Genomic DNA, 23,085 nt, shown 5'->3' on the forward strand with positions numbered 1-23,085 from the left:
CTTGGCAGCGCAGGACGCGGCGGATATACGCTGCCGTCATGAATGAAGCCATCAGACCGGGCGTCGACAACCAGGCTCAAGAGGGGCCGGAGTTGTCGGTCATCGTCCCGACCTTCAACGAGCGCGACAACGTCACCGTGCTGTACCGGCGGCTGGAGGCGACGCTTGTCAACGTCGCCTGGGAGGTCGTGTTCGTCGACGACAATTCGCCCGATGGCACCTGGGACGTGGTGCGCGCGCTGGCGCTGAAGGACAGCCGCGTGCGCTGCATCCGCCGCATCGGCCGTCGCGGCCTGTCCGGCGCCTGCATCGAGGGCATCCTGGCCTCGAGCGCGCCTTACGCCGCCGTGATCGATGCCGACCTCCAGCATGACGAAACCCAGCTGCCGAAGATGCTGCTCCTGCTCGCAAGCGATCAGGCCGACCTCGTCGTCGGCAGCCGCTACATCGAGGGCTACAAGAGCGAAGGCTTCAACAAGCAGCGCGCCGGGGCCAGTGCGCTGGCGACCGAGGTCGCCAGGAAGATGCTGCGGGTCGAGATCGCCGACCCCATGAGCGGCTTCTTCATGGTCCGCCGCGACCGCTTCGAGCAGTTGGCGCCGAAGCTGTCGGTGCACGGCTTCAAGATCCTGCTCGATCTCGTTGCGACCGCGCATGGCAGTTTGCGCGCCGTCGAAATTCCCTACACGTTCGGCGCCCGCCAGCACGGCGAAAGCAAGCTCGATTCCATGGTGGCGCTGGACTTCCTCGGCCTCGTGCTGGCCAAGCTCACCAACGACGTCGTCTCGCTGCGCTTCATCCTGTTCGCGATGGTGGGCGGCATCGGCCTCGTGGTGCATCTCACCACGTTGTTCGTCGCGCTCGAACTGATCAAGGTGCCGTTCGCCGAGGCACAGGCTGCCGGCGCCATCGTCGCCATGACCAGCAACTTCATCATGAACAACTTCCTCACCTATCGCGATCAGCGGCTGAAGGGCTTTGCGATCCTGCGCGGCCTGATCATGTTCTACATCGTGTGCAGCGTCGGGCTGCTCGCCAATGTCGGCGTCGCCTTCTCGGTCTACGACCAGGAGCCGATCTGGTGGCTGGCCGGCATGGCCGGCGCGCTGATGGGCGTGGTGTGGAATTACGCGATGTCCGGGCTGTTCGTCTGGCGCAAGAAATAGCGCGCCGAGGATTCGGATATGGGCGGGGCTGACGCGCGGATCATCCGCAATACGGCGCTGGTGATCCTAGCGCTGGTCGCCTTGCGGCTGGTCGCGGCCGCCTTCACGCCGATCACCTTCGACGAAGCCTATTACTGGATGTGGTCGAAGAACCTCGCGGGCGGGTATTACGACCACCCGCCGATGGTGGCCTACGTCATTCGCGCCGGCACCATGATCGCCGGCGACACCGAGCTCGGCGTCCGCCTGGTCTCGATCCTGCTCGCGCTGCCGATGAGCTATGCGATCTATCGCACGGCCGCGATCCTGTTCGGCGGCGCCCGCGTGGCCGCGACCAGCGCCATCCTGCTCAATGTCACCATGATGGCCTCGGTCGGCACATTGATCGTCACGCCGGATGCGCCGCTGCTGGTGGCCTCCAGCTTCGTGCTGTTCTTCCTCGCCAAGGTGCTGGAGACCGGCCGCGGCGTCTGGTGGCTCGCGGTCGGCGCCGCCGTCGGCGCGGCGCTGCTGTCGAAATACACCGCGATGTTCTTTGGCGCCGCGATCCTGATCTGGCTCGCTTCCGTGCCGAAGCTGCGGCGCTGGTTCCTCTCGCCCTGGCCCTATCGCGGCGGCCTCGTGGCGCTGGCGCTGTTCTCGCCGGTGATCCTCTGGAATGCCGATCATCACTGGGTGTCGTTCGTCAAGCAGCTCGGCCGCGCGAAGATCGAAGACTTCCGCCCGGTCTACATCGCCGAGCTGATCCCGACGCAGATCGCATTCGCAACGCCGCTGGTGTTCATCCTCGGCGCGATGGGGCTGCATGCGCTGACCTGGCGCAGGGCCGGCGCGCTCGCCTCCCGCGTGCTGATCGAGACGATGTTCTGGACCATCGTCGCCTATTTCGTCTGGCATTCGCTGCACGCCCGCGTCGAGGCCAACTGGTTCGCGCCGGTCTATCCGCCCTTCATCGTCGCCGCTGCGGCCGCGGCCAACCTTGCGCAGTGGAAGCCGCGCGCGCGACGCCTGGTGGACTTTTGCCTGCGCTGGGCGGCCCCGACAGGCATCGTGATGTTTGCCGCGCTGATCCTGCAGGCCAATACGGGTTGGCTGTCCGGCTATCGCCGCGACGCGACCGTGCGCAGCGTCGGGGTAGGTTGGCGCGAGCTTGCCGCCGGCATCGAAGCGGAACGCGCGCGCTATGGCGCGAGCTGCGTGCTCACGCCTGATTACGGCACCACCGGCTGGCTCGCCTTCTATCTGCCCCGCGGCAGCTGCGTGGTGCAGCAGAACCAGCGGATCCGCTGGGTCAACATGCCCGAGCCCGATCCGAACCTGCTTACGGGCAAGCTGCTCTATCTCGACGAGATCAGGCCCGACGGCCATCCGTTCCTGAACGAGCTGTTCGCGAAAGTGACGCGCGTCGGCGAGTTGCAGCGTAAGCGCGGACCACTCGTGGTCGAGACCTACGGCATCGACCTGCTCGAAGGCGCCAAGGGCGACGTGCTGGACCGCTCGCCGCCGCCCGAGCTGGCGCCATAAGCCGCGCCGCTGCGGAGGGCCGGACGCACCAGCCTCGCGCAACGTTCCACCGGTATCATCCGGGGTATTGAAGACCACGAAAATGACTTGGTTGGTGCGTTTAGAGATGCGGTCGGAGAGGTGCGCCAGGCGTGCTGAACCGGCCGGGAATGATGGTTAACAACGTCGCCTAAGTCCGTAGTTCTGCGGACGTTTTTCTCGAAATGGCACAGCGTTAACGACTTGCCCTACAAGTGCCCGAACTTAATCCGCATTTAACTAAAAGTCGCCTTAATGACGCTCCGACCCTCTGCGAGATGCTGTTCCCGGATCGTGACGAGCGGCACTTCGAGGGGGGACTTAGTGACACCGTTCTGGACGCAAGGCGAATGAGTACGAGTATCGCTGCGCAGAGTTACGCGGCCCGGCAGCCCAAGAATCCTTCGAAGAATCCTTCGAAGCATTCCTATCGGAAGTCTTCCCGGAAAATGACCACCCAAAACGTGCTCGGCGCTGCCGTGATCGGCTGCGTCGCGCTGGCCGGCTGGACCGTCTACACCAACATCTTCGCCGCCAGCGTCTATCCGACCGTCGGCAGCTCCGGTTACGACGAGCCCGTGGTCAAGCGCGCGCCCAAGGTCGCGCTGCGCGAGGCCGGCGAGGCCATCCGGGAAACCTTTGCGCTGCTGCCCGACCGGCTGCAGGTGGCCGCACCGATCTCCCGCGAGATGTTCAACGAGCGCTTTGCCGCGGCAGCGACGCAGGGCGTGGAGTCCAATGCGGCCAGCGCGGCGCCTGCGACCAAGGTTGCCGAAGCCCCTGCGAAGCAGACCGTCGTCGCGAAGGTCGCCGAAGTGCTGAAGCCGCTCAATCCGGCCAAGGTGGCCGAGAGGGTCGCCGACAAGGTCGCCGATGTCGCGAAGGGCAAGCACGGCGCCGACGCGCGCGTCCAGCTCGCATCGGCCGATCCGGCCCAGATCGTGCCGGCGCCGGACGCGAAGCCGAAATCCTTTGCCGACCGCGCCAAGGCCGCGGTGATGTCGATCACCGGTCCGCGCCAGTCGATGGTGGAGAAGCTCTGGGGCAAGCGCGAGGCATCGGGCGGTTTGCTGGCCTATGCTTCGGCCGATGCCAGCGTGACCTCGGCGATCGCGCCGAAGGAGCAGAACCCGATGTTCGGCGGCGCGCCGCCCTATGAGCGCGACACCGCGGTCTACGATATCACCGCCAAGACGGTTTACCTGCCTGATGGCACCAAGCTCGAGGCGCATTCCGGCCTCGGCTCCAATCTCGACGATCCGCGCTCCTCGAAAGTCCGCATGCGCGGCGTGACCCCGCCGCACATCTACAATCTGAAGCCGCGCGAGGCGCTGTTCCACGGCGTGCCGGCGCTACGCCTCACTCCGATCGGCGGCGAGAGCGCGATCTACGGCCGCGACGGCCTGCTGGCGCACACCTTCATGCTCGGTCCGAACGGCGATTCCAACGGCTGCGTGTCGTTCAAGGACTATTACGCCTTCCTCGACGCCTATCGCAACAAGGGCATCCGCAAGCTCGCCGTGCTGGCGCGCGTCGAGTAAGCCGCGCGTCAAGCCGCCATCGTCTTGCGGAGCGCCATTTCGGTCGCGATCGCGTCCCGCACGGCGGGACGCGCCTGCATGCGTTCGAGATAGGCCACCAGCGGCGGCCATAGCGCGATGTCGACGCCGGCCGGTCGCAGCAGCAGCAAAGCCCAGGCGAGATGCGCGTCCGCGACGGTGAAGCGTTCACCCACGAGGAATTCGCGCGTCGCCAGATGTGCTGACGGCACCGACAAGGTCTGCGCGATCCGTCCGCGCGGCTTGGCGAGCGAGGCGTCGTCCTGGTACCAGAAGGTCGGAAACAGGAAGGCCTTGTGGATCTCGGCGCCGACGAAGCTCAGCCATTCCTGCAAGCGATAGCGATCGACGTCGCCCGGCTGCGGCGCCAGGCCGCGCTCGGGCTTCAGGTCGGCAATGTATTGCAGCACCGCCGCGCTTTCCGTCAGCCGCTCGCCGTTCTCCAGCACCAGTACGGGCACCGCGCCCTTCGGTGAAACGCCGCGAAAATCCGCTTCGTCCTCCGCGACCTTCTTGGTCCGGAGATGCACCAGATGATAGCGCGCCTCGAGGCCAGCTTCCATCAACGCGATCCGGCTCGAAAGCGAGCAGGCCATCGGCGAGAAATAGAGTTGCAGCATCGCATTGCTCCGTCAGGTCAGCACATCGCCGCGCGCGATGATCGCGAAGCGGTCGGAGAGTTCGGCGAGTGCAACCTCGTGGATGGTGCGGGCGTCCAGCTTGCCGCCGCGCCCGTCGGGAAGATCGCGCGTCGCGCAGGATTCTGCATCGATGGTCGTGCGAAAGCCGAGGTCGAGCGCTGCGCGCGCGGTGGAGCTGACGCACATGTGCGTCATGAAGCCGGCCAGCACGATGTTCTTGCGGTCGGTCGCGGCAAGGCGGGCCTTGAGATCGGTGCCGGCAAAGGAATTGGGCAACTCCTTTTCGATCACCGGTTCGCCGGCATGCGGCATCAGTTCGGCGACGATCGCGCCGCGCTCGGCGCTGCGATCGAACAGGCTGCCCGCCTTGCCGCGATGGGCGATATGGATGATCGGCGCGTTTGCCGCTCGCGCCTTTGCCAGCAGCCTAGCTGCTCGCGCGATTGCGGGCCTGGCGTCGGGCAGAGCCAGGGGGCCCGCGAGGTATTCGTTCTGGATGTCGATCAGCACCAGCGCGGCGTCGGCAAGTCGCGGCGGGGTGAGGTCGGCGCCGGCGAGCTGCAGCAGGGTCTTGGCAGTCGTCATGGATTGGGAATCTCCGTCGAGGTCCAGCAAACATAGCGCCGCCGTAACCTGCCGATATGCAGGGATAATGCAGCGGACGGCTGCGATATTGCAGGCGCCTCGCGGCCCATGTAGCCTCATCCCATGAACTGGGACGATCTGCGCATCATCGCCGCCGTCAGGGACGAGGGCAGCTATGCCGGCGCCAGCGCACGGCTGCGCATCGACGAGACCACGGTCGGACGCAGGTTGTCGCGCATCGAGCGCGCGCTCGGCCTGCGTCTGTTCGAGGCCGCCGACGGCGCCCGCAGGCCGACGCGGCAATGCGAGGCGGTGCTGGCGCATGTCGAGGCGATGGCGGCGCATGCCGCCGAGATCGGTCGCCTCAGCGAGAGCGTGGAGGGTCCGGTGGGACGCCTGCGCATCGCCTCCACCAACACGGTCGCGGAAGAAGTGCTGTCGCCGCGCGCGAGCGATTTCCTGCGCGCCCATCCCGGCTTGACGCTGCAATTCCTCACCGCGAGCGGGAACGTCAGGTTCTCGCGCTGGGAAGCCGATCTCGCCATTCGCCTGCGCAAGCCCGAGAAGGGCGACTTCGCGATCTCGAGGCTGGGCGACATCAAGCTCTACTATTTCGAGCCTGTTGCGACCCAGGGCGAGCCGATGCTCTGTGCCTACCCGGACGAGCTTGGTGCCATCCCCGAGATGCAGTTTCTGCGGACCAAAACGGCCCGTGCGCGCTGCGTTACCGACAACGTTCGTGTCATCCGCAATCTGATCCGCGCGCATCACGCTGCCGGGGTGTTGCCGGAATATGTTTGCGCGGATCTTCTCGCAGATCGCCGCCTGCGCGCCACGCTGCTGCCGAAGCGGCGCGATGCCTGGCTGCTCGTGCAAAACCACCTCAAGCGCGACGCCGCAGCGCGCGTGACGATCGACTGGGTGAGGGCGTGTTTCCAGGAGATGGCGCGGGCGTGATGCTTCTTTGCCGGCAGCCATCAACTCTCGTCAAAATCGCATCCTGCACTGAACGCGTGCCCGCCTCGGCGCGACCAAGTCATCGTATCGGGATTGTGTGAACCGTCGCTTGCGCTAATCTCCGCATACAACCTTGTTGGGCAGGGCAGGCGCATGACAGTTGTTCAGGACACCATCAGGCCGAAGGCCCGATCGCGGGACTGGAAGGCGATCGTCGTCCTGATCCTGCTCGTCCCGGTGCTGTGGTCGCCGGTGATCCTGTTTCGCTTCGTGCTGTTTCAGCCGTTCAACATTCCGTCCAACTCGATGGCCCCGACGCTGATGGTCGGCGACTACGTTTTCGCCGCCAAATATGCCTACGGCTACGGCCGCTACTCGTTTCCGTTCGCGCCGTCGTTTATCTCGGGGCGCTTCCGCGCCGCCGACCCCAATTATGGCGACGTCGTCGTATTCCGGGCGCCGAAGGACAGTTCGACCGATTATGTGAAGCGCGTCGTCGGGCTGCCCGGCGATCGCATCCAGATGCGGCAGGGGCAGCTCTTTCTCAACGAGATCCCGGTAACGCGCATCGCCCTGAAGGAGGTTCCCGCCGGCTCGACTTGCGGCAGCGAGTTCGGTGGAAGGGTCAGGCGCTGGCGCGAGACGATGCCGAACGGGGCGAGCTACGTCACCTACGACTGCACCGACAACGGCTTTCTCGACAACACCAGCGTCTACACCGTGCCGCCGGGCCACTTCTTCGCGCTCGGCGACAACAGAGACAACTCGACCGACAGCCGTATGGCAACGATGGGCTTCATTCCCATGGACAACCTCGTCGGCAAGGTGACGCGGATCTTCTGGTCGCTGGATTCCGGAGGCGGACTGCGTCCGGGCCGGATGGGGAAGGTGGGGTGAGCGGCCGGTCTCTCCCGTCTCGTCATTCCGGGGCGCGCGAAGCGCGAGCCCGGAATCCATAGGTCTGCAAACTCAGCTCGCAATCTGCGGATACAGGTCGGCCCACTGAGCTCTTCAATGAGTCTGATCTTCCATTCCCTCCGCCACTTCTTCAATTCCTTCTCGCGTTCGATTGCAGTTACGGGATGGTCGTAGATCTCAAACCAGACCAGCTTGTTAACGGAGTATCGCTTGCTGAATCCAGCGACGACCTTGCTCTTATGCTCGTACGTGCGCCTGACAATATTGTTCTTCACGCCGAGATAGAGCGTGCCGTATTTCTTGCTGGCGAGCAGGTAGACGTAATAGGCCATGAGCAAGCCGTGGAATGGATTCCGGGCTCGGCGCTTTGCGCCGCCCCGGAATGACGGAACACACGATCGTGCCACCTTTGCGTGTATCCATGAACAAACAAAAAACCCCGGCATCGCTGCCGGGGTTTCGTATTTGTTGAGCGTGATCCCGGATCTGCGGTGCACCGCTTTGCGCTGCACCGCGTCCGGGACGACTTCGTCGCCTTAGAAGTCCATGCCGCCCATGCCGCCGCCCGGGGGCATCGCGGGACCGGCGCCGCCCTTCTTGGGCAGCTCGGCGACCATGGCTTCCGTGGTGATCAGGAGCGCGGCAACCGAAGCTGCGTTCTGGATCGCGGTACGGACCACCTTGGTCGGGTCGATGATGCCCTTCTTGACGAGGTCGGCATATTCGCCGGTCTGGGAGTCGAAGCCGTAATTGTAGGTCTTGTTCTCCAGGATCTTGCCGACGATCACCGAGCCGTCTTCACCGGCGTTGATCGCGATCTGGCGAGCGGGAGCCGACAGCGCCTTGCGCACGATCTCGACGCCGGTCTTCTGGTCGTCGTTCTTGGTGCGCAGGCCCTTGAGCTGCTCGGAGGCACGAAGCAGGGCGACGCCGCCGCCCGGGACGATGCCTTCCTCGACAGCCGCGCGGGTCGCATGCATCGCGTCATCAACGCGATCCTTGCGCTCCTTCACCTCGACCTCGGTCGCGCCGCCGACGCGGATCACCGCGACGCCGCCTGCGAGCTTGGCGAGACGCTCCTGGAGCTTCTCACGGTCGTAGTCCGAGGTGGTTTCCTCGATCTGCGCCTTGATCTGGGCCACGCGCGCCTCGATGTCGGCCTTCTTGCCGGCGCCGTTGACGATCGTGGTGTTCTCCTTGTCGATCATCACCTTCTTGGCGCGACCGAGCATGTTGAGCGTGACGTTCTCGAGCTTGATGCCGAGGTCTTCCGAGATCGCCTGGCCGCCGGTCAGGATCGCGATGTCCTGCAGCATGGCCTTGCGGCGATCGCCGAAGCCCGGAGCCTTGACGGCGGCGACCTTCAGGCCGCCGCGCAGACGGTTCACGACCAGGGTCGCGAGCGCTTCGCCTTCGACGTCTTCAGCAACGATCACGAGGGGCTTGCCGGTCTGCACCACGGCTTCGAGCAGCGGCAGCAGCTCGTTCAGCGAGGAGAGCTTCTTCTCGTTGATGAGGATGTAGGCGTCGTCCATCTCAACGCGCATCTTGTCGGCGTTGGTGACGAAGTAGGGCGAGATGTAGCCGCGGTCGAACTGCATGCCTTCGACGACGTCGAGCTCGGTCTCGAGCGACTTGGCTTCCTCGACGGTGATGACGCCCTCGTTGCCGACCTTCTTCATGGCGTCGGAGAGGAACTTGCCGATCTCCTGGTCGCCGTTCGCCGAGATGGTGCCGACCTGGGCGATCTCGTCGTTCGAGGTGACCTTCTTGGAGTTCTTCTGCAGATCCGCGACCACGGCCTCGACCGCAAGGTCGATACCGCGCTTGAGGTCCATCGGGTTCATGCCGGCGGCAACCGACTTGGCGCCTTCCTTCACGATCGCCTGGGCGAGCACGGTGGCGGTGGTGGTGCCGTCGCCGGCCGCGTCAGCGGACTTGGAGGCGACTTCGCGCACCATCTGGGCGCCCATGTTCTCGAACTTGTCGTCGAGCTCGATCTCCTTGGCGACGGTGACGCCGTCCTTGGTGATGCGGGGAGCGCCGAACGACTTGTCGAGCACGACGTTGCGGCCCTTCGGACCGAGCGTGACCTTCACCGCATTGGCGAGAACGTCGACGCCGCGCAGCATCTTGTCGCGCGCTTCAACCGAGAATTTGACTTCTTTGGCTGCCATCTGAGATTTTCCTTGGATGTTTGACTGGAGGGAGGAGAGGGGCTCTTAAGCCGCCTTCTTCTTGGACTCGCTGACTTCGAGAACGCCCATCACGTCGCTCTCCTTCATGATCAGCAGATCCTGGCCGTCGATCTTGACCTCGGTGCCGGACCACTTGCCGAACAGCACGCGGTCACCAACCTTCAGGTCGATCGGGACCAGCTTGCCGGCCTCGTCGCGGCCACCCGGGCCGACGGCGACGACTTCGCCCTGGGAGGGCTTTTCCTTGGCAGTGTCGGGAATGATGATGCCGCCAGCGGTCTTCTCTTCTGCGTCGATGCGCTTGACCACGACGCGGTCGTGAAGCGGACGGAATTTCATGCAGTCCTCCTAAGCATTTGCACGGATTGAGGATTTCAACATTGTTAGCAATCTACGCTTGCGAGTGCCAGCGCAGGCGAAGGTGAAATAGGACAGGATTTTTGCGGGAGCAAGGGTTTGTAGCAAAAAAATCAGCACTCGGAAGTGCTGTCTGCCAAATTCGCTCTGGGATCGTTAACCGGGCCGGGAGGCCTCCCCGGGGCCCCTTGGGGCCGTATTAGCACGGAGTGTTGTCTGCTGCTAAGGCATTGAATTTCAACAGCTTGTTAAACTTTTGGGCTTGAGATGAATTGTCAGTTTGCGTCACATTTCTTGTCTTATGTGAGCGCATCGTTTCCGGGTGGCTCCCGGGGCACGGACCAAGCCACCCCCCGTATGCGCTCCTGCAAAGGAGGTTTGGCATGGGACTGCGCGTTGGGGGCGTTTCCGAGGATTTCCGGAAACAGATGCTGGGTTACGGACTGACGACGGCCCAAATTCTCTACCGGATGCCGGATCACCCGTCGCTGCTCCAGACCTACGTCTGGCAGAACTACGACATGTTTCCGAAATTCCCGGCGCTGACCGATTTCCTCGCCTTCTGGCAGCAGAAGCTCGACGGTCCGCTGCATTCGGTGACGGTGGCGCACTCCAAGCTGATCAAGCCCGCCGAACTCCGCGCCGTGGACGGCGTGTTCCGGCTGCATTGACGGCACCGCTCGCGTAGGGTGGATTTGCACTGGTAAGGTGGGCAAAGGCGCGCAAGCGCCGTGCCCACGATCTCTCTCCACGATTGCATCCGGCAACGGTGGGCACGCTTCGCTTTGCCTACCCTACGATATCTGTTTCCGTGCTAGCCTCTTCCCATAACAACAACGGGAGGCGGCCCATGGCCAAGACAACAAGCAAGAAAACCAAGTCGCGCAGCGCAGCCCAGACGGCCGTGAAGAAGCGGAGCGGCGCCAAGCCCGCCGCGCGATCCTCGGCCCGCAAGGCGGTGAAGGCGAAGGCGCGCACCACGCCGGCAAAGTCATCAGCGAAGACACCCGCGCGCCCCAGGCAGCGCATCGCCATCAGCCATCACCGCGAGGAAGACTTCAAGGCCGACGGCCTGCGCGCCTACGCAAAGTACCGCGATCTCGGCATTGCCGATGCGACCCACGGCCTCGCGCAAGCGCACGTAATCCGCCTGCAGGGGCCCTGCAATCCGGCCGAGGTCTCGAAGCTGCACTATCACGACGTCGAATTCCAGATGGTCTACGTGCTGAAGGGCTGGGTGAAGACCTACATGGACGGGCAAGGCGAGACGATGATGAGAGAAGGCAGCGCCTGGACCCAGCCGCCGAAGATCAAGCACATGATCCTGGATTATTCTGACGACGTGGAATTGCTGGAGGTGATCCTGCCGGCGGAGTTCAAGACGGTGGAGTTGAAGGCGTAGGTCTCGCAATGACGGGTGGAGAGACCTACGTCAGCACCCCCACCACCGCTCCCATCAAGCACGTCGTCAGCGTCCCCGATACGATCGACTTCAGCCCCAGCGCGTTGATCTCCTCGCGCCGCTCCGGCGCCATCACGCCGAGGCCGCCGATCATGATGCCCAGACTGGCGAAATTGGCAAAGCCGCACATCGCATAAAGCATGATCAGCCGCGAGCGCGCATCGAGCGTATCGGGTGGTAGCTTCGAGAAATCGACATAGGCGACGAGCTCGTTGAGCACGGTTTTCGTGCCCATCAGGCTCCCGGCGGTCACCGCCTGGTCCCAAGGCAGTCCCATCAGCCAGCACACCGGCGCCATCACGAGGCCCAGCAGCCGCTGCAGCGAGATCGCCGCGCCGCCGATGTTCGGCATCAGGCCGAGGATGGCGTTGACGAGATAGACCAGCGCCACCAGCACCAGGAGCATCGCGACGATGTTGAGCAGCAGCTCAAGCCCCGCGCTCGTGCCTTTCACGATCGCATCCATGGTGCCGGCGACGTGCATCTCCGGATCTTCCAGCGCGCCGCCGGTGCGCTTGTCCGAGGTTTCGGGCACCATGATCAGGCTGACGAGGATCGCGGCCGGTGCGCCCAGCACCGAGGCGATGACGAAATGCGCGGCCGCGTCGGGAATCAGCGGCGCAAGCAGCGTCGCATAGAGCACCAGCACGGTACCGGCGATACCGGCCATGCCGCCGGTCATCACCAGAAACAATTCGCTGCGCGACATCTGTGAGAGATAAGGTCGCACGAACAGCGGCGCCTCCACCATGCCGAGGAAAATGTTCGCTGCGGTCGAGAGCCCGACCGCGCCGCCGACGCCAAGCGTTCGCTCGAGCAGCCAGGCCATGCCGCGCACGACCGGCGGCAGCACGCGCCAATAGAACAAGAGTGTCGTCAGCACGCTCATGACCAGCACGATCGGCAGCGCCTGGAAAGCCAGGATGAAATCGGCGCCCGGCACTTTCAGCTCGAAGGGCAGGGCGCCGCCGCCGACATAGCCGAACACGAAGGACGAGCCGGCGCGCGAGGCCGCCGAGATGGCGCCGACCGCGTCGTTGATGGCGCCGAAGCCATGCGCGACCAGGGGCACCTTCAGCAGCACGATCGCGGTGACGAAGGTGACGACAAGGCCGATCAGCGCCTGTCGAAGCGAGACCGCGCGGCGATTCTCCGCGAGTGCGAAGGCGATCAGCAGCAATGCGAAAACGCCGAGTGTCGATTGCAGCCGCAGCATGATGTTCCCAAACCCCCAATGATTATGGCCGCGCTTGCGTTGCAAACGCAATGCCGCAGGCGCCTCGGCGCCGCACGCTGTTGACATCCAGGCCCGGCTCGGCCACGCGGGGCGCGTCGATATCAGGGCCGACCAAAAGAGCGTGACCGAAGCGGCGATGCCAGAACAGCCAATGTCCGTCAGTCCGCCGGTCAGCGCCGGTGAGCTCCTCCGCCATCGCGCCTTCCTGTTCTTCCTGCTCTCGCGCAGCCTGTCGCGCTTCTCCAGCCAGATCGCGGCGGTGGCGATCGGCTGGCAGATCTACGACCTCACCGGCTCGGCTTTCGATCTCGGCATGGTCGGCCTCGTGCAATTCGCGCCGACCGCACTGCTCGTCTTCGTCGCCGGCCACGCCGCCGACCGTTTCGAGCGCAAGCGCGTGGTGCAGCTCTGCCAGCTGGTGGAAGCAGCGACGGCGCTTTACCTCGCCGCGATCACCTGGTTCGGTGCGGTTGGCGAGGTGCATATCTTCGTCGCAACCTTCGTGCTCGGCATTGCCGGCGCCTTTGAGAGCCCGACCACCGCGGCCCTGCTGCCGCTGATCGCGCCGCAGGGTTCGCTCCAGCGTGCCACCGCCGTGTCAAGCGGCGCGGCGCAGGTCGCGACCATCACGGGTCCGGCCCTCGGCGGCTTTGCCTATGCGATCGCGCCGCATCTTGCCTACGCCGTGATGCTGCTGTTCTGGATTCTCGGGATGGTCCTGACCGGCTTCATCCAGCCGCGCCCGCAGGCGGTCGCCAAGGAGGGGACCGACGAGGACAACATCTTCGCCGGCGTCCGCTTCATCCGCCAAAATCCGGCGATCCTCGGCACCATCTCGCTCGACCTGTTCGCCGTGCTGTTCGGCGGCGTTACCGCGCTACTGCCGATCTACGCGCGCGACATCCTCCAGGCCGGCCCGGTCGGGCTCGGCGTGCTCCGCGCCGCGCCCGCGGTCGGCGCGCTCTTGATGACCATGGTGCTGGCGCGCCACGCCATCTCCAGGCATGTGGGCCTGCGCATGTTCCAGGCGGTGATCGTGTTCGGGATCGCCACGATCGTGTTTGCGCTGTCGCATTGGATGTGGCTGTCGGTGCTGTCGCTGGCCGCGCTCGGCGCGGCCGACACGATCAGCGTCGTGATCCGCTTCTCGCTGGTGCAGCTCGCGACGCCCGACGAGATGCGCGGCCGCGTCGGCGCGGTCAACTTCCTCTTCATCAACGCCTCGAACCAGCTCGGCCAGTTCGAGAGCGGCCTGACGGCGGCCCTGTTCGGCGCCATGCCCGCGGCCGTGCTCGGCGGCGTCTGCACGGTCGCGGTGGCGCTGTTGTGGATGAAGCTGTTTCCCAGCCTGCGGCGGGTGGAGAGCCTGGAGTAGGCGTCGCTTGACGCCTACTGTGCATGGGGTTGTTTTCGCCTTTTTGCTTCAGCCCCGCCCGACAAACGGCATCTTCGTCGCCATGACCGTCATCGTCAGCACGTTGGCATCGAGCGGCAGGCCGGCCATGTAGGCGACGGCATCGCCGACCGCCTTCGCATCCATGCGCGGCTCGTGCTTGGTGGTGCCGTCGGGCTGCAGCACGCCGGGGCCGTTGACCATGCGATCGGTCATCGGGGTCGCGGCGTTGCCGATATCGACCTGGCCGACCGCGATGTCGTACATGCGGCCGTCGAGGTTGCTCGCCTTGGTGAGGCCGGTGATGGCGTGCTTGGTCGAGGTATAGGCCGCCGAGAACGGCCGCGGCGCATGCGCCGAGATCGAGCCGTTGTTGATGATGCGGCCGCCGCGCGGGCTCTGGTCCTTCATGATGCGGAAGGCGTGCTGGGTGCACAGGAACGGGCCGGTGAGGTTGGTATTCACCACCGCCTGCCACTGCTCGAGGCTAAGGTCCTCGAAGTTGACGGCGGGCGCGCCCATGCCGGCGTTGTTGAAGAGCACGTCGAGGCGGCCGTAGGTGTCTTTCACTTTCGCGAACAGCGCCGCGATGGAATCGGGCTTGGTCATGTCGGCGGTGACACAGAGGCTCTTGCCGGCGGGGCCGAGCTTGGCCGTCTCCTCCAGCATCTCCATGCGGCGCCCTGCGAGCACCACGGTGAAACCGGTGTTCATCAGCGCCAGCGCGGCGGCGCGTCCGACGCCGGTGCCGGCGCCCGTCACCAGCGCGATCTTTTTCGCTTCACTCATCGTTTCCTGCCTTTTCTTCAGTTGTCAGGTTTTGGGTTCTTTTTCGTTCTTGTAGGGCGGCCGCGGAATGTTCTGATGCGCTGCGCGCAACGCCGCCGACCAGCGCGAGCGCAGGTCGTGGAAATAAGGCTCGCCCGCCTCGATGCGGTGGTTGAGGTCGGCTTCGCAGGCGTCCGCGCGCACCACCAGCACGTCGATCGGCAGGCCGACGCCGAGATTGGAGCGCATGGTCGAATCCATCGAGATCAACCCGGTCTTCAGCGCCTCGTAGAGCTCGACGTCGTAATGCATGGCGCGATCGAGCACCGGCTTGCCGTATTTGTGCTCGCCGATCTGCAGGTAAGGCGTGTCGGTGGTGCACTCGATGAAATTGCCGGCGGTGTAGATCATGAACAGGCGCATGCGCGCGCCCTTGATCTGCCCGCCGAACAGGAACGAGACGTCGAAGGACACGTCCTCGGATTTCAGCGCCGGCCCCTCGGTGGCGTGCACCGCCCGGATCGCCCGACCGATGCGCTGCGCGGCCTGGAACATGGTCGGCGCGTTCATCAGCGTCTCGACCTCGCCCGTGTTGGGATCTTCCAGACCCTCGGTCAAGGTGGAGAGCACCGACTGGCTGATGGCGAGGTTGCCGGCGCTGGCGATCGCCATGATGCGCTCGCCGGGATTCGAGAAGATATGGAGCTTGCGAAATGTCGAGACGTTGTCGAGACCGGCATTGGTGCGGGTGTCGGCGATCATCACCAGACCGTCCCGAACCAGGATTCCGCAGCAATAGGTCATTTCCAGTCCCCGAACGCGTTTGCGCGGAAGTACTAGCCAATTTCGGGGGGCGGTCCAACCCCCGATTGTCGGGGGGAGGCGCTAGCTCTGCCGCTGCGACTGCGATTGCGACTGGCCGCCGCGGCCGGCCTGCTCGACCTTGACCGTAACCGTCAGCGTCTCCGCGCCGCCGCCATAGCGGGTGCCGCGCACCGGCGCCGCGCCGAGATAGTCGAGCCCGATCGCGACGCGCACATGGGCGTCGGTGGTGCAGATGCTGTTGGCGGGATCGAAACCGACCCAGCCTAGATCGGGAACGTATGCCTCGGCCCAGGCGTGCCCCGCGTCCTGATGCACGGTGCCGTCGGAGCGCAGGAAGTGGCCGGAGACGAAGCGCGCCGGCACGCCGCCGGAGCGGGCGCAGGCGATGAAGATGTGCGCGTAGTCCTGGCAGACGCCGCGCTTGAGCGTGAATGCTTCGGCCGCCGAGGTGCCGCTGTTGGTCGGATCCTCGTCGAAGGTCATGTGATCGCTGATCCCGCTCATCAGCGTGTGCAGGAAGCCGAGCGTGTCGCTCTCCGCCTCGCTGCGCAGTTGGCGCGCGACCGCCATCATCGCCGGATTGACAGTCGTGAGGTCGGTCGGACGCAGGAACATGCCGGCCGGGAAACGCTCGTCCGTGCCGCGCAGCACACCGCCGGTATCGTGAGTCTCGATCAGCCCTTCGGCGGTGATCTCGATGTCGCTGACGGGCCCGCAGGACAGCACATGGGTGACGTTGCCGAACGCGTCTTCGTGCATGTCGAGCTTGGTGTCGGTCGAGACGTCGATCTGCCACTCCGCCACATATTGCCCGTCATGGCTGCCCGGCGTCATCCGCAGGATCTGGATTACGCTCGTTGCCGCCGGCTGGTAGCGATAGGTCGTGGTGTGCAGGATTCGCAGGCGCATCGTGTTTTGCTTCCGTCAGTCCGGGCCGGTCCGTCGGGCGTCCCGGAATGACCGCGTTTATCAAATCAAATACTGCTTCGTGATGATTTCGCCCAGCCTGGAATTGTCGGCGATGAATTCCTGAATGAATTCATGCACGCCATGCTGGAAAATGTCGTTCATGTTGCTGTGTTCCAGCCGGTTGCGGATGCCGCGGGCGTGGCGCTGGGCAGGGCCCTGGCGGCCATAGGCGACGCCGATCTGGTCGAGGTTGCGCACGAGATTGTCGTAGCAGCTCGCCAGCGAGCGCGGCAGCGTGCCGTTGAGGATCAAGAGATCCGCGACCAGCCACGGCTTCAGCGTCTCGCGATAGACCCAGTGATAGGCCGTCAGCGCCGAGACCGAGCGCAGGATCGAACTCCACTGATAGAAGTCGAGCGGGCCGCCGACGTGCTCTTCTTCGGGCAGCAGCACGTGATATTTGACGTCGAGAATGCGCGCAGTGTTGTCGGCGCGCTCCAGATGCAGGCCGAGCCGTGAGAACCAGTAGGCGTCGTTGCGCAGCATGGTCCGGTAGGCGGAGCCATCGAAGCGCAGCGAGGTCTCCTGCACGAAGCGCAGGAATTTCGCCAGCTCCTCGCGCGTCGAGGTACCCTTGCTCCAGACCTCCTGCAACTCGATCCAGGCCGAGTTGATGGTGTCCCACATCTCGCTGGTCAGCGCGGTGCGCACCGAGCGCGAGTTCAGCCGCGCCGCCTCGATGCAGTTCCGGATCGAGGACGGGTTGTCGGCCGAGAACGAGAGGTAGTCGACGACGTTGTGCTCGTTGGCTTCCTCGTGGCTCCGATAGAAGCTCTCCGCGACGCCGGCGGTCAGCAGCGCGGAATCCCATTCGTTGGTCTTGCCGATATAGGCGGCGGGAAGCGCGGTGACGCGCAAGGTCGCATCGATGGTGCGCGCGAGATATTCGGCCCGTTCGACGTAGCGGGCGAGCCAATAGAGGTTTTCGGCGGTACGCGACAGCATGTCTCTACTCGTCCAGGATCCAGGTGTCTTTGGTGCCGCCGCCCTGGCTCGAATTGACCACCAGGGAGCCTTCCTTCAGCGCCACACGCGTCAGCCCGCCGGGCACGATCGTCGTGCTCTTGCTGCCGGTGAGCACGAAGGGCCTGAGATCGACATGGCGCGGCGCGAGGCCGGTCGCGGTGCAGGTCGGGCACGTCGAAAGCGCCAGCGTCGGCTGGGCGATGAAACCTTCCGGCTCGCGCTTGAGCTTCTCACGGAAGGCCTCGATCGTGGCCTTTGTCGCGGCAGGGCCGATCAGCATGCCGTAGCCGCCGGAGCCGTGGACTTCCTTGACGACGAGATCGCTTAAATTGTCCAGCACGTAAGCCAGGTCCTTCGGCTCGCGGCAGCGCCAGGTCGGCACGTTCTTCAGGATCGGCTCCTCGCCGAGATAGAACTTCACGATGTCGGGCATGTAGGAATAGATCGCCTTGTCGTCGGCGATGCCGGTGCCGACCGCGTTGGCGAGCGTGATGTTGCCGGCCGCGTAGGCCGACATCAGCCCGGGAACGCCGAGCACGGAATCGGGGCGGAAGGTGAGGGGGTCGATGAAGTCGTCATCGACGCGGCGATAGATCACGTCGACCCGTTTCAGCCCTTCCGTCGTGCGCATGAACACTTCGTTGTTCTTGACGATCAGGTCGCGGCCCTCGACCAGCTCGACGCCGAGCTTGTCGGCGAGGAAGGAGTGCTCGTAATAGGCTGAGTTGTAGACGCCCGGCGTGAGCAGCGCGACAGTCGGCTCGCCCGAAGCGCTGTGCGGCGCGACCGAGCGGAGCGCGGCGAGCAGCTCGTCCGGATAGCGCTCGACCGGCGCCACCCTGTGGCGGGCGAACAGATCCGGAAACAGCCGCATCATGATCTCGCGGTTTTCCAGCATGTAGGACACGCCCGAGGGGGTGCGCGCATTGTCCTCCAGCACGATGAAATCCTCGGCGTCGACCCGGACGATGTCGATGCCGGCGATGTGCACGTACACGTCGTGCGGCACCTGCTGGCCGTTCATCTCGGGCCGGAATACCGGGTTCTGGAAGATCAGATCGTCGGGCACGACCTCGGCGCGCAGAATCTCGCGGCCGTGATAGATGTCGCGCAGGAACATGTTCAGCGCCTTTACGCGCTGCTTTAGCCCCTTCTCCAGCACCGTCCATTCCTTGCCGGACATGATCCGCGGGATCACGTCAAACGGAATCAAGCGCTCGGTGGATTCGGACTCGCCATAGACCGCGAAGGTGATGCCGATGCGGCGGAACAGGAGTTCGGCCTCCTGGCGCCGATATTCGAGCGCCTCGGGAGGCGTCTCCTTGAGCCAGCGTGCCAGCTCCTGATAGGCGGGGCGAAGGTCCCCGCCCGGAATATTCATCTCATCAAACGCGACTGCCATAGATCCCGACTGTTCTCCGCAAGGCGTTGCGCCATAGACAGGTCGCCAAGCCCCGGTGGAGGCCGCAACGTCCTGGCCATGCGGCAAGAGTGCATGACTCCAGGGAGGTAGCAAGGGCCGGGCCAGCGCTATAAGCATGGAGAGAGGGCATTTGCCTGCTATGGCCGGGACGGTGCCTGAAAAAATGGCTGAGGACTGCTTATTTCCGCAGCAAAACCGCGTGACTTCAACGTGTTACCTCGGCAAAGTCGGGACTTGAGGTGAGGGACTTAAGCTATGAGCGAGATCGTCACGGCGGGCATTCTGGTCATCGGGGATGAAATCCTGTCCGGCCGGACCAAGGACAAGAATATCGGCTTCATCGCCGAGTATTTGACCAATATCGGCATCGACCTGAAGGAAGTCCGGGTCGTCTCCGACGACGAGGACGACATCATCGCTGCGTTGAATGCACTGCGGCAACGCTACACCTATGTCTTCACCACAGGTGGCATCGGACCGACCCACGACGACATCACCGCGGACAGCGTCGCCAAGGCGTTCGGCGTCGGCATCGACCACCATCCCGAAGTGGTTGCCCGATTCCGCGAGCGCTGGAGCGGGCAGGATCTCAACGAGGCCCGGCTGCGCATGGCCCGCATCCCTGATGGTGCCGAGTTGATCCAGAGCGCGACTATCCTCGCGCCGGGCTTCAAGATCGGCAACGTCATCGTCATGGCCGGTGTCCCCTCGATCATGCAGGCGATGATGGACATCGTCGCGCCCAAGCTGAAATCCGGTGTCCGCATGCTGTCCGAATCGGTCCGCGCCAATGCGCGGGAAGGCGACATCGGCAGCCCGTTGCGGGCGATCGCCGCGGCGCATCCCGACACCATCATCGGCAGCTATCCCTTCATGGACGAGGAGCAGAAGCCGAACACGAACCTCGTGGTGCGCTCGCGCGATCCGGATAAGCTCGCCGCCGCGATGGCGGCGGTGAAGGAAATGCTGGCGGGATTGAACATCACCCGGTAGCAGAAGGCTGCCGGACGATGATTGGCAGGAGACGACGATGGCTGGTGAAACACCGCAATTGAGCGCAGAGGAACGGGCCGGTCGGCCCTTTCCGGTGTCGTGGGACCAGTTCCACCGGGATTGCCGGGCGCTGACCTGGCGGCTCAACGAGGTCGGTCCGTTCCACGCGGTGATCGCGATCACCCGCGGCGGCCTGGTGCCGGCAGCGATCGTGGCGCGCGAGCTCGGGGTGCGCGTGATCGATACGGTCTGTATCGCCAGCTACGACCACGACAAGCAGGGCGAGCTCCAGGTTCTCAAGGGTATCTCTGACGCCGCGATGAAGCTCGGCGGCGGCACCGGCAAGGGGCTCCTGATCGTCGACGACCTCGTCGACACCGGCAAGACCGGCAAGCTGGTGCGCGAGATGCTGCCGGATGCGCATTTCGCCACCGTCTACGCCAAGCCGAAGGGCCGCCCGCTGGTCGATACGTTCATCACGGAAGTCTCCCAGGACACCTGGATCTTCTTCCCCTGGGACACCGCGCTGTCCTATCACCCGCCGCTGCGCGACGGCGCGGCGTGAGGCGCGGAGGCAGCCATGCCTCTGCAAAACCGCGTCACTCCGCTGGGCGACATCATCGCCACCCCGCACCGGGGGATGTTCACCGGCAATCGCGGCATCATCCATGATCCCGCGACGAAGACGCTGCTCAACAAGCGCTGGTCGACGCCGGCCTGGATCACCTGCCTGTGTGAATTCCGCGGCTGGCGCCGGCCGGTGATGGCGCGGCGAAGCTGGACCGAGCTGTTCTTCCTGGATGAGGCGACCGCCTTTGCCGCAGGACACCGCCCCTGCTTCTTCTGCCGCCGCGACGATGCCAAGCGGTTTCGGGCTGCATGGGAGAGGGGGAACGAGGTGACCGGGATCAGCGCCAAGGCGATGGATGCCGCACTTCACCGCGAGCGGCTGGATCGGGGCACGAAGCGCCTGCACGCCTTGCCGGTGCCACTTGCCGAACTGCCCGATGGCGCCATGGTGCAGCAGGGCGAACGGAGTTTTTTGGTGGTGCAGGGGCGGGCGTTCCTGTGGTCGGCGGCCGGCTATGTGGCCGATACACACGAGCTCACGGAGCCAATGCTGCTGACACCGCCATCGACACTGCGCGCGCTGAGCGCCGGCTACCGGCCGGTGCTGCATCGCTCTGCGTCAGGCTAGATCACCCCAGCTTCTCGCGCGCCAGCGCGGCGCCGGCGCCGAGCGCCATCAGCTTGGCTTCGGCGATCTCGCGCCGCATCGGCGCCATGCCGCAATTGGTGGTGGCGATGATGTTGCTCTTGGGCACGAATTTCGACACCGCGTCGATCACCTTGACGACGTCCTCCGCGGTCTCGACCGTGTCGCTGGCGACGTCGATGACGCCGGCCTGAACGATCTTGTTCTTCAGTAGCGCGAGCAGGTCGAGCGGCACCTTCGAATTGCGGCACTCGATCGCGACCTGCTGAATCGGGCTGGCGTCGATCGCCGGGAAGATCTGCTCGTACTGCCGCCACTGGCTGCCTAACGTTTCCTTCCAGTCGGTGTTGGCCTTGATGCCGTAGCCGTAGCAAATGTGCACGGCGGTGGTACAGGTCAGCCCTTGCGCCGCGCGTTCCAGCGCCTTGATGCCCCAATCATTGACCTCGTCCATGTAGACGTTGAAGGCGGGCTCATCGAACTGCACGAGATCGACGCCATCGGCCTGTAACGCCCTGGCTTCCTCGTTCAAGAGCTCGGCGAAGGCGAAAGCCATCTTGATGCGGTCGCCATAATAGCGGTCGGCGATGGTGTCGATAATGGTCATCGGGCCGGGCAGGGTGAATTTCAGTTTCTTCCTTGTGTGCGTGCGGGCGACGCGCGCCTCGAAGGCGTGGACGCGCTCCTTGAGCCGGAGCGGCGCGACCACCTGCGGCACCATCGCCTTGTAGCGGTCCTTGCGAATGCCCATCTCGACCTTGTGGGCGAAATCGATCCCCTCGATCTTCTCGAGAAACCCATGCACGAAGTGCTGGCGGGCCTGCTCGCCCTCGGTCACGATATCGATGCCGGCATCTTCCTGGATCTTGAGCCAGATCAGCGTCGCATCGCGCTTGGCGCGGACGAGCTCGTCGCCTTCAGACTTCCAGGGCGCCCAGAGCATGTTCGGCTCCGCGAGCCATTCCGGCTTGGGCAAGGATCCGGCGATCGTCGTTGGAAACAGCATGGGTCCCTCCCGGCGGGTTGTGATTGCGCCTCTGTCTGCCATGTCTTAACGTCGAGGTACAGAACAACAAAAGTCGCCCTCTATTCAGCGGCGACGGCAGGGAAGGCCCAAGGGGAAGGCCAGAGGAAAGCTCGTGATCGATCTCCATTACGCGCCGACGCCGAACGGCTGGAAAATCTCGATCATGCTGGAGGAGCTCGGGCTTCCCTACACCGTGAAGCCCGTCAACATCCGCGCCGGCGAGCAGTTCGCGCCTGAGTTTCTGGCGATCTCTCCCAACAACCGCATTCCCGCAATCGTCGATCACGAGCCGGCCGACGGCGGCGCACCGTTTTCGGTGTTCGAGACGGGCGCGATCCTGATCTATCTGGCGGAGAAGACCGGCCGGTTCCTGCCGAGCGATCTGCGCGGGCGCTCCACCACGATCCAATGGGTGATGTGGCAGATGGCGGGGCTGGGGCCGATGCTCGGCCAGCACGGCCATTTCGCGCTCTATGCGGCCGAGAAGATTCCCTACGCGATCGAGCGCTACCGCGACGAGGCGGCGCGGCTCTATGGCGTGCTCGATCGCCAGCTCGCCAAGACCGGCGCCTATGTCGCCGGCGACTATTCCATCGCCGACATCGCCTGCTTCCCCTGGACCATGACCCACAAGGCGCAAGGCTTTACGCTCGACGACTATCCGAACGTCAAGCGCTGGTACGCCGAGGTGCGCGCGCGGCCGCAGGTGCAGGCGGGGCTTGCGATCGGAAAATTCGTCAAAGAGCCGTTCGACGAGGAATCACGCAAGATCATGTTTGGCCAGCGGGCTAAGGAAGTTTTGGGAAAGAAGTAGGCTGCTCGTCCCGTCGTCATTGCGAGGAGCCCTTGCGACGAAGCAATCCAGAATCTTTCGGCGGCGGCA

23 protein-coding genes and 1 pseudogene are annotated in these 23,085 nt (G+C 64.6%); 12 read left to right on the plus strand and 12 right to left on the minus strand.

Annotation, left to right across the window (positions count from 1 at the left end; all coding sequences use genetic code 11):
* Positions 1–38 precede the first annotated feature (38 nt).
* The 3 genes from X265_RS15415 to X265_RS15425 all read left to right on the plus strand — a co-directional run bounded on the left by X265_RS15415 (position 39) and on the right by X265_RS15425 (position 4,249).
* A complete protein-coding gene (locus X265_RS15415; RefSeq protein WP_128965585.1) occupies positions 39–1,166 on the plus strand; it encodes a glycosyltransferase in 1,128 nt (375 codons plus the stop codon).
* An 18-nt stretch (positions 1,167–1,184) separates the two neighbouring features.
* Positions 1,185–2,690: a glycosyltransferase family 39 protein gene (locus X265_RS15420; protein ID WP_128965586.1), complete on the plus strand. Its 1,506-nt coding sequence runs from the start codon at positions 1,185–1,187 to the stop codon at positions 2,688–2,690.
* 467 nt (positions 2,691–3,157) lie between these two features.
* The gene (locus tag X265_RS15425) at positions 3,158–4,249 is read left to right on the plus strand and encodes a tlde1 domain-containing protein (RefSeq protein ID WP_164938606.1); all 1,092 of its coding nucleotides are present in this window, start codon (positions 3,158–3,160) and stop codon (positions 4,247–4,249) included.
* An 8-nt stretch (positions 4,250–4,257) separates the two neighbouring features.
* Here the strand turns inward: X265_RS15425 and X265_RS15430 are convergent, their stop codons facing one another.
* Positions 4,258–4,887 carry a glutathione binding-like protein gene (locus tag X265_RS15430; RefSeq protein WP_128965588.1) on the minus strand — a complete coding sequence of 210 codons (630 nt, stop codon included), beginning with the start codon at positions 4,885–4,887 and terminating at the stop codon, positions 4,258–4,260.
* A gap of 12 nt (positions 4,888–4,899) precedes the next feature.
* The gene (locus tag X265_RS15435) at positions 4,900–5,493 is read right to left on the minus strand and encodes a cysteine hydrolase family protein (protein WP_128965589.1); all 594 of its coding nucleotides are present in this window, start codon (positions 5,491–5,493) and stop codon (positions 4,900–4,902) included.
* Positions 5,494–5,616: 123 nt separating this feature from the next.
* Between X265_RS15435 and X265_RS15440 the strand changes: the two genes are divergently transcribed.
* Entirely contained in the window at positions 5,617–6,450 is an 834-nt protein-coding gene (locus X265_RS15440; RefSeq protein ID WP_128965590.1) for a LysR family transcriptional regulator, read from the plus strand.
* A 153-nt stretch (positions 6,451–6,603) separates the two neighbouring features.
* The gene (lepB, locus tag X265_RS15445; RefSeq protein ID WP_128965591.1) at positions 6,604–7,347 is read left to right on the plus strand and encodes a signal peptidase I; all 744 of its coding nucleotides are present in this window, start codon (positions 6,604–6,606) and stop codon (positions 7,345–7,347) included.
* 188 nt (positions 7,348–7,535) lie between these two features.
* Here lepB and X265_RS42080 read toward each other — a convergent pair.
* From X265_RS42080 to X265_RS15460, 3 genes and pseudogenes are all read right to left on the minus strand, one after another.
* Positions 7,536–7,814 (minus strand): annotated as a pseudogene (locus X265_RS42080) (GIY-YIG nuclease family protein); the annotation flags it as partial.
* Positions 7,815–7,904: 90 nt separating this feature from the next.
* Entirely contained in the window at positions 7,905–9,545 is a 1,641-nt protein-coding gene (groL, locus tag X265_RS15455; protein ID WP_128965592.1) for a chaperonin GroEL, read from the minus strand.
* Between the two features lie 45 nt (positions 9,546–9,590).
* Positions 9,591–9,905 carry a co-chaperone GroES gene (locus tag X265_RS15460; RefSeq protein ID WP_092293891.1) on the minus strand — a complete coding sequence of 105 codons (315 nt, stop codon included), beginning with the start codon at positions 9,903–9,905 and terminating at the stop codon, positions 9,591–9,593.
* Between the two features lie 401 nt (positions 9,906–10,306).
* Here X265_RS15460 and X265_RS15465 point away from each other — a divergent pair, with 401 nt between their 5' ends.
* Positions 10,307–10,594, plus strand: a complete 288-nt coding sequence (locus tag X265_RS15465; RefSeq protein ID WP_128965593.1) for an usg protein — start codon at positions 10,307–10,309, stop codon at positions 10,592–10,594.
* A gap of 179 nt (positions 10,595–10,773) precedes the next feature.
* On the plus strand, positions 10,774–11,325 hold the full coding sequence (locus tag X265_RS15470) for a cupin domain-containing protein (protein ID WP_128965594.1): 552 nt from the start codon (positions 10,774–10,776) through the stop codon (positions 11,323–11,325).
* Positions 11,326–11,350: 25 nt separating this feature from the next.
* Here X265_RS15470 and X265_RS15475 read toward each other — a convergent pair whose 3' ends face one another.
* On the minus strand, positions 11,351–12,601 hold the full coding sequence (locus X265_RS15475; protein WP_128965595.1) for a NupC/NupG family nucleoside CNT transporter: 1,251 nt from the start codon (positions 12,599–12,601) through the stop codon (positions 11,351–11,353).
* A gap of 172 nt (positions 12,602–12,773) precedes the next feature.
* Here X265_RS15475 and X265_RS15480 point away from each other — a divergent pair, with 172 nt between their 5' ends.
* Complete coding sequence (locus X265_RS15480; protein WP_164938607.1) at positions 12,774–13,997, plus strand: MFS transporter; 1,224 nt, start codon at positions 12,774–12,776, stop codon at positions 13,995–13,997.
* A gap of 48 nt (positions 13,998–14,045) precedes the next feature.
* On the opposite strand, the gene X265_RS15485 is transcribed toward X265_RS15480, so the two are convergent.
* The 5 genes from X265_RS15485 to X265_RS15505 form a co-directional block, all read right to left on the minus strand.
* Entirely contained in the window at positions 14,046–14,804 is a 759-nt protein-coding gene (locus X265_RS15485; protein ID WP_128965597.1) for an SDR family oxidoreductase, read from the minus strand.
* Between the two features lie 24 nt (positions 14,805–14,828).
* Positions 14,829–15,587 carry a proteasome-type protease gene (locus X265_RS15490; protein ID WP_128965598.1) on the minus strand — a complete coding sequence of 253 codons (759 nt, stop codon included), beginning with the start codon at positions 15,585–15,587 and terminating at the stop codon, positions 14,829–14,831.
* A gap of 81 nt (positions 15,588–15,668) precedes the next feature.
* Positions 15,669–16,517 (minus strand): transglutaminase family protein, encoded by an 849-nt coding sequence (locus X265_RS15495; RefSeq protein WP_128965599.1) that lies wholly within the window; start codon positions 16,515–16,517, stop codon positions 15,669–15,671.
* Between the two features lie 60 nt (positions 16,518–16,577).
* A complete protein-coding gene (locus X265_RS15500; protein WP_128965600.1) occupies positions 16,578–17,522 on the minus strand; it encodes an alpha-E domain-containing protein in 945 nt (314 codons plus the stop codon).
* Positions 17,523–17,526: 4 nt separating this feature from the next.
* The gene (locus X265_RS15505) at positions 17,527–18,945 is read right to left on the minus strand and encodes a circularly permuted type 2 ATP-grasp protein (RefSeq protein WP_128965601.1); all 1,419 of its coding nucleotides are present in this window, start codon (positions 18,943–18,945) and stop codon (positions 17,527–17,529) included.
* A gap of 276 nt (positions 18,946–19,221) precedes the next feature.
* Here X265_RS15505 and X265_RS15510 point away from each other — a divergent pair, with 276 nt between their 5' ends.
* Genes X265_RS15510 through X265_RS15520 form a run of 3 tightly spaced genes read left to right on the plus strand, consistent with a single transcriptional unit; the run spans position 19,222 to position 21,157 of the window.
* The gene (locus tag X265_RS15510) at positions 19,222–19,959 is read left to right on the plus strand and encodes a competence/damage-inducible protein A (RefSeq protein ID WP_128965602.1); all 738 of its coding nucleotides are present in this window, start codon (positions 19,222–19,224) and stop codon (positions 19,957–19,959) included.
* Between the two features lie 37 nt (positions 19,960–19,996).
* Complete coding sequence (gpt, locus tag X265_RS15515) at positions 19,997–20,524, plus strand: xanthine phosphoribosyltransferase (protein ID WP_128965603.1); 528 nt, start codon at positions 19,997–19,999, stop codon at positions 20,522–20,524.
* A 15-nt stretch (positions 20,525–20,539) separates the two neighbouring features.
* Positions 20,540–21,157 (plus strand): hypothetical protein, encoded by a 618-nt coding sequence (locus X265_RS15520; protein ID WP_128965604.1) that lies wholly within the window; start codon positions 20,540–20,542, stop codon positions 21,155–21,157.
* Position 21,158: 1 nt separating this feature from the next.
* Here X265_RS15520 and X265_RS15525 read toward each other — a convergent pair whose 3' ends face one another.
* Positions 21,159–22,181: a methionine synthase gene (locus tag X265_RS15525; RefSeq protein WP_128965605.1), complete on the minus strand. Its 1,023-nt coding sequence runs from the start codon at positions 22,179–22,181 to the stop codon at positions 21,159–21,161.
* Between the two features lie 133 nt (positions 22,182–22,314).
* On the opposite strand from X265_RS15525, the gene X265_RS15530 reads away from it, so the two are divergent.
* Positions 22,315–23,016 carry a glutathione S-transferase N-terminal domain-containing protein gene (locus tag X265_RS15530; protein ID WP_128965606.1) on the plus strand — a complete coding sequence of 234 codons (702 nt, stop codon included), beginning with the start codon at positions 22,315–22,317 and terminating at the stop codon, positions 23,014–23,016.
* Positions 23,017–23,085 lie beyond the last annotated feature (69 nt).

This window comes from Bradyrhizobium guangdongense (assembly GCF_004114975.1).
Taxonomy (GTDB): domain Bacteria; phylum Pseudomonadota; class Alphaproteobacteria; order Rhizobiales; family Xanthobacteraceae; genus Bradyrhizobium; species Bradyrhizobium guangdongense.

Excerpts from the sequence above, each read along its gene's own strand:
- X265_RS15485 (WP_128965597.1), bottom strand. The coding sequence starts at position 14,804 with ATGAGTGAAGCGAAAAAGATCGCGCTGGTGACGGGCGCCGGCACCGGC.
- X265_RS15520 (WP_128965604.1), top strand. The coding sequence starts at position 20,540 with ATGCCTCTGCAAAACCGCGTCACTCCGCTGGGCGACATCATCGCCACC.
- X265_RS15480 (WP_164938607.1), top strand. The coding sequence starts at position 12,774 with ATGTCCGTCAGTCCGCCGGTCAGCGCCGGTGAGCTCCTCCGCCATCGC.
- X265_RS15415 (WP_128965585.1), top strand. The coding sequence starts at position 39 with ATGAATGAAGCCATCAGACCGGGCGTCGACAACCAGGCTCAAGAGGGG.
- X265_RS15420 (WP_128965586.1), top strand. The coding sequence starts at position 1,185 with ATGGGCGGGGCTGACGCGCGGATCATCCGCAATACGGCGCTGGTGATC.
- lepB (WP_128965591.1), top strand. The coding sequence starts at position 6,604 with ATGACAGTTGTTCAGGACACCATCAGGCCGAAGGCCCGATCGCGGGAC.
- X265_RS15430 (WP_128965588.1), bottom strand. The coding sequence starts at position 4,887 with ATGCTGCAACTCTATTTCTCGCCGATGGCCTGCTCGCTTTCGAGCCGG.
- X265_RS15495 (WP_128965599.1), bottom strand. The coding sequence starts at position 16,517 with ATGCGCCTGCGAATCCTGCACACCACGACCTATCGCTACCAGCCGGCG.
- X265_RS15475 (WP_128965595.1), bottom strand. The coding sequence starts at position 12,601 with ATGCTGCGGCTGCAATCGACACTCGGCGTTTTCGCATTGCTGCTGATC.
- groL (WP_128965592.1), bottom strand. The coding sequence starts at position 9,545 with ATGGCAGCCAAAGAAGTCAAATTCTCGGTTGAAGCGCGCGACAAGATG.
- X265_RS15510 (WP_128965602.1), top strand. The coding sequence starts at position 19,222 with ATGAGCGAGATCGTCACGGCGGGCATTCTGGTCATCGGGGATGAAATC.
- X265_RS15465 (WP_128965593.1), top strand. The coding sequence starts at position 10,307 with ATGGGACTGCGCGTTGGGGGCGTTTCCGAGGATTTCCGGAAACAGATG.
- X265_RS15435 (WP_128965589.1), bottom strand. The coding sequence starts at position 5,493 with ATGACGACTGCCAAGACCCTGCTGCAGCTCGCCGGCGCCGACCTCACC.
- X265_RS15460 (WP_092293891.1), bottom strand. The coding sequence starts at position 9,905 with ATGAAATTCCGTCCGCTTCACGACCGCGTCGTGGTCAAGCGCATCGAC.
- X265_RS15490 (WP_128965598.1), bottom strand. The coding sequence starts at position 15,587 with ATGACCTATTGCTGCGGAATCCTGGTTCGGGACGGTCTGGTGATGATC.
- X265_RS15440 (WP_128965590.1), top strand. The coding sequence starts at position 5,617 with ATGAACTGGGACGATCTGCGCATCATCGCCGCCGTCAGGGACGAGGGC.
- X265_RS15505 (WP_128965601.1), bottom strand. The coding sequence starts at position 18,945 with ATGGCAGTCGCGTTTGATGAGATGAATATTCCGGGCGGGGACCTTCGC.
- gpt (WP_128965603.1), top strand. The coding sequence starts at position 19,997 with ATGGCTGGTGAAACACCGCAATTGAGCGCAGAGGAACGGGCCGGTCGG.
- X265_RS15470 (WP_128965594.1), top strand. The coding sequence starts at position 10,774 with ATGGCCAAGACAACAAGCAAGAAAACCAAGTCGCGCAGCGCAGCCCAG.
- X265_RS15425 (WP_164938606.1), top strand. The coding sequence starts at position 3,158 with ATGACCACCCAAAACGTGCTCGGCGCTGCCGTGATCGGCTGCGTCGCG.
- X265_RS15525 (WP_128965605.1), bottom strand. The coding sequence starts at position 22,181 with ATGCTGTTTCCAACGACGATCGCCGGATCCTTGCCCAAGCCGGAATGG.
- X265_RS15500 (WP_128965600.1), bottom strand. The coding sequence starts at position 17,522 with ATGCTGTCGCGTACCGCCGAAAACCTCTATTGGCTCGCCCGCTACGTC.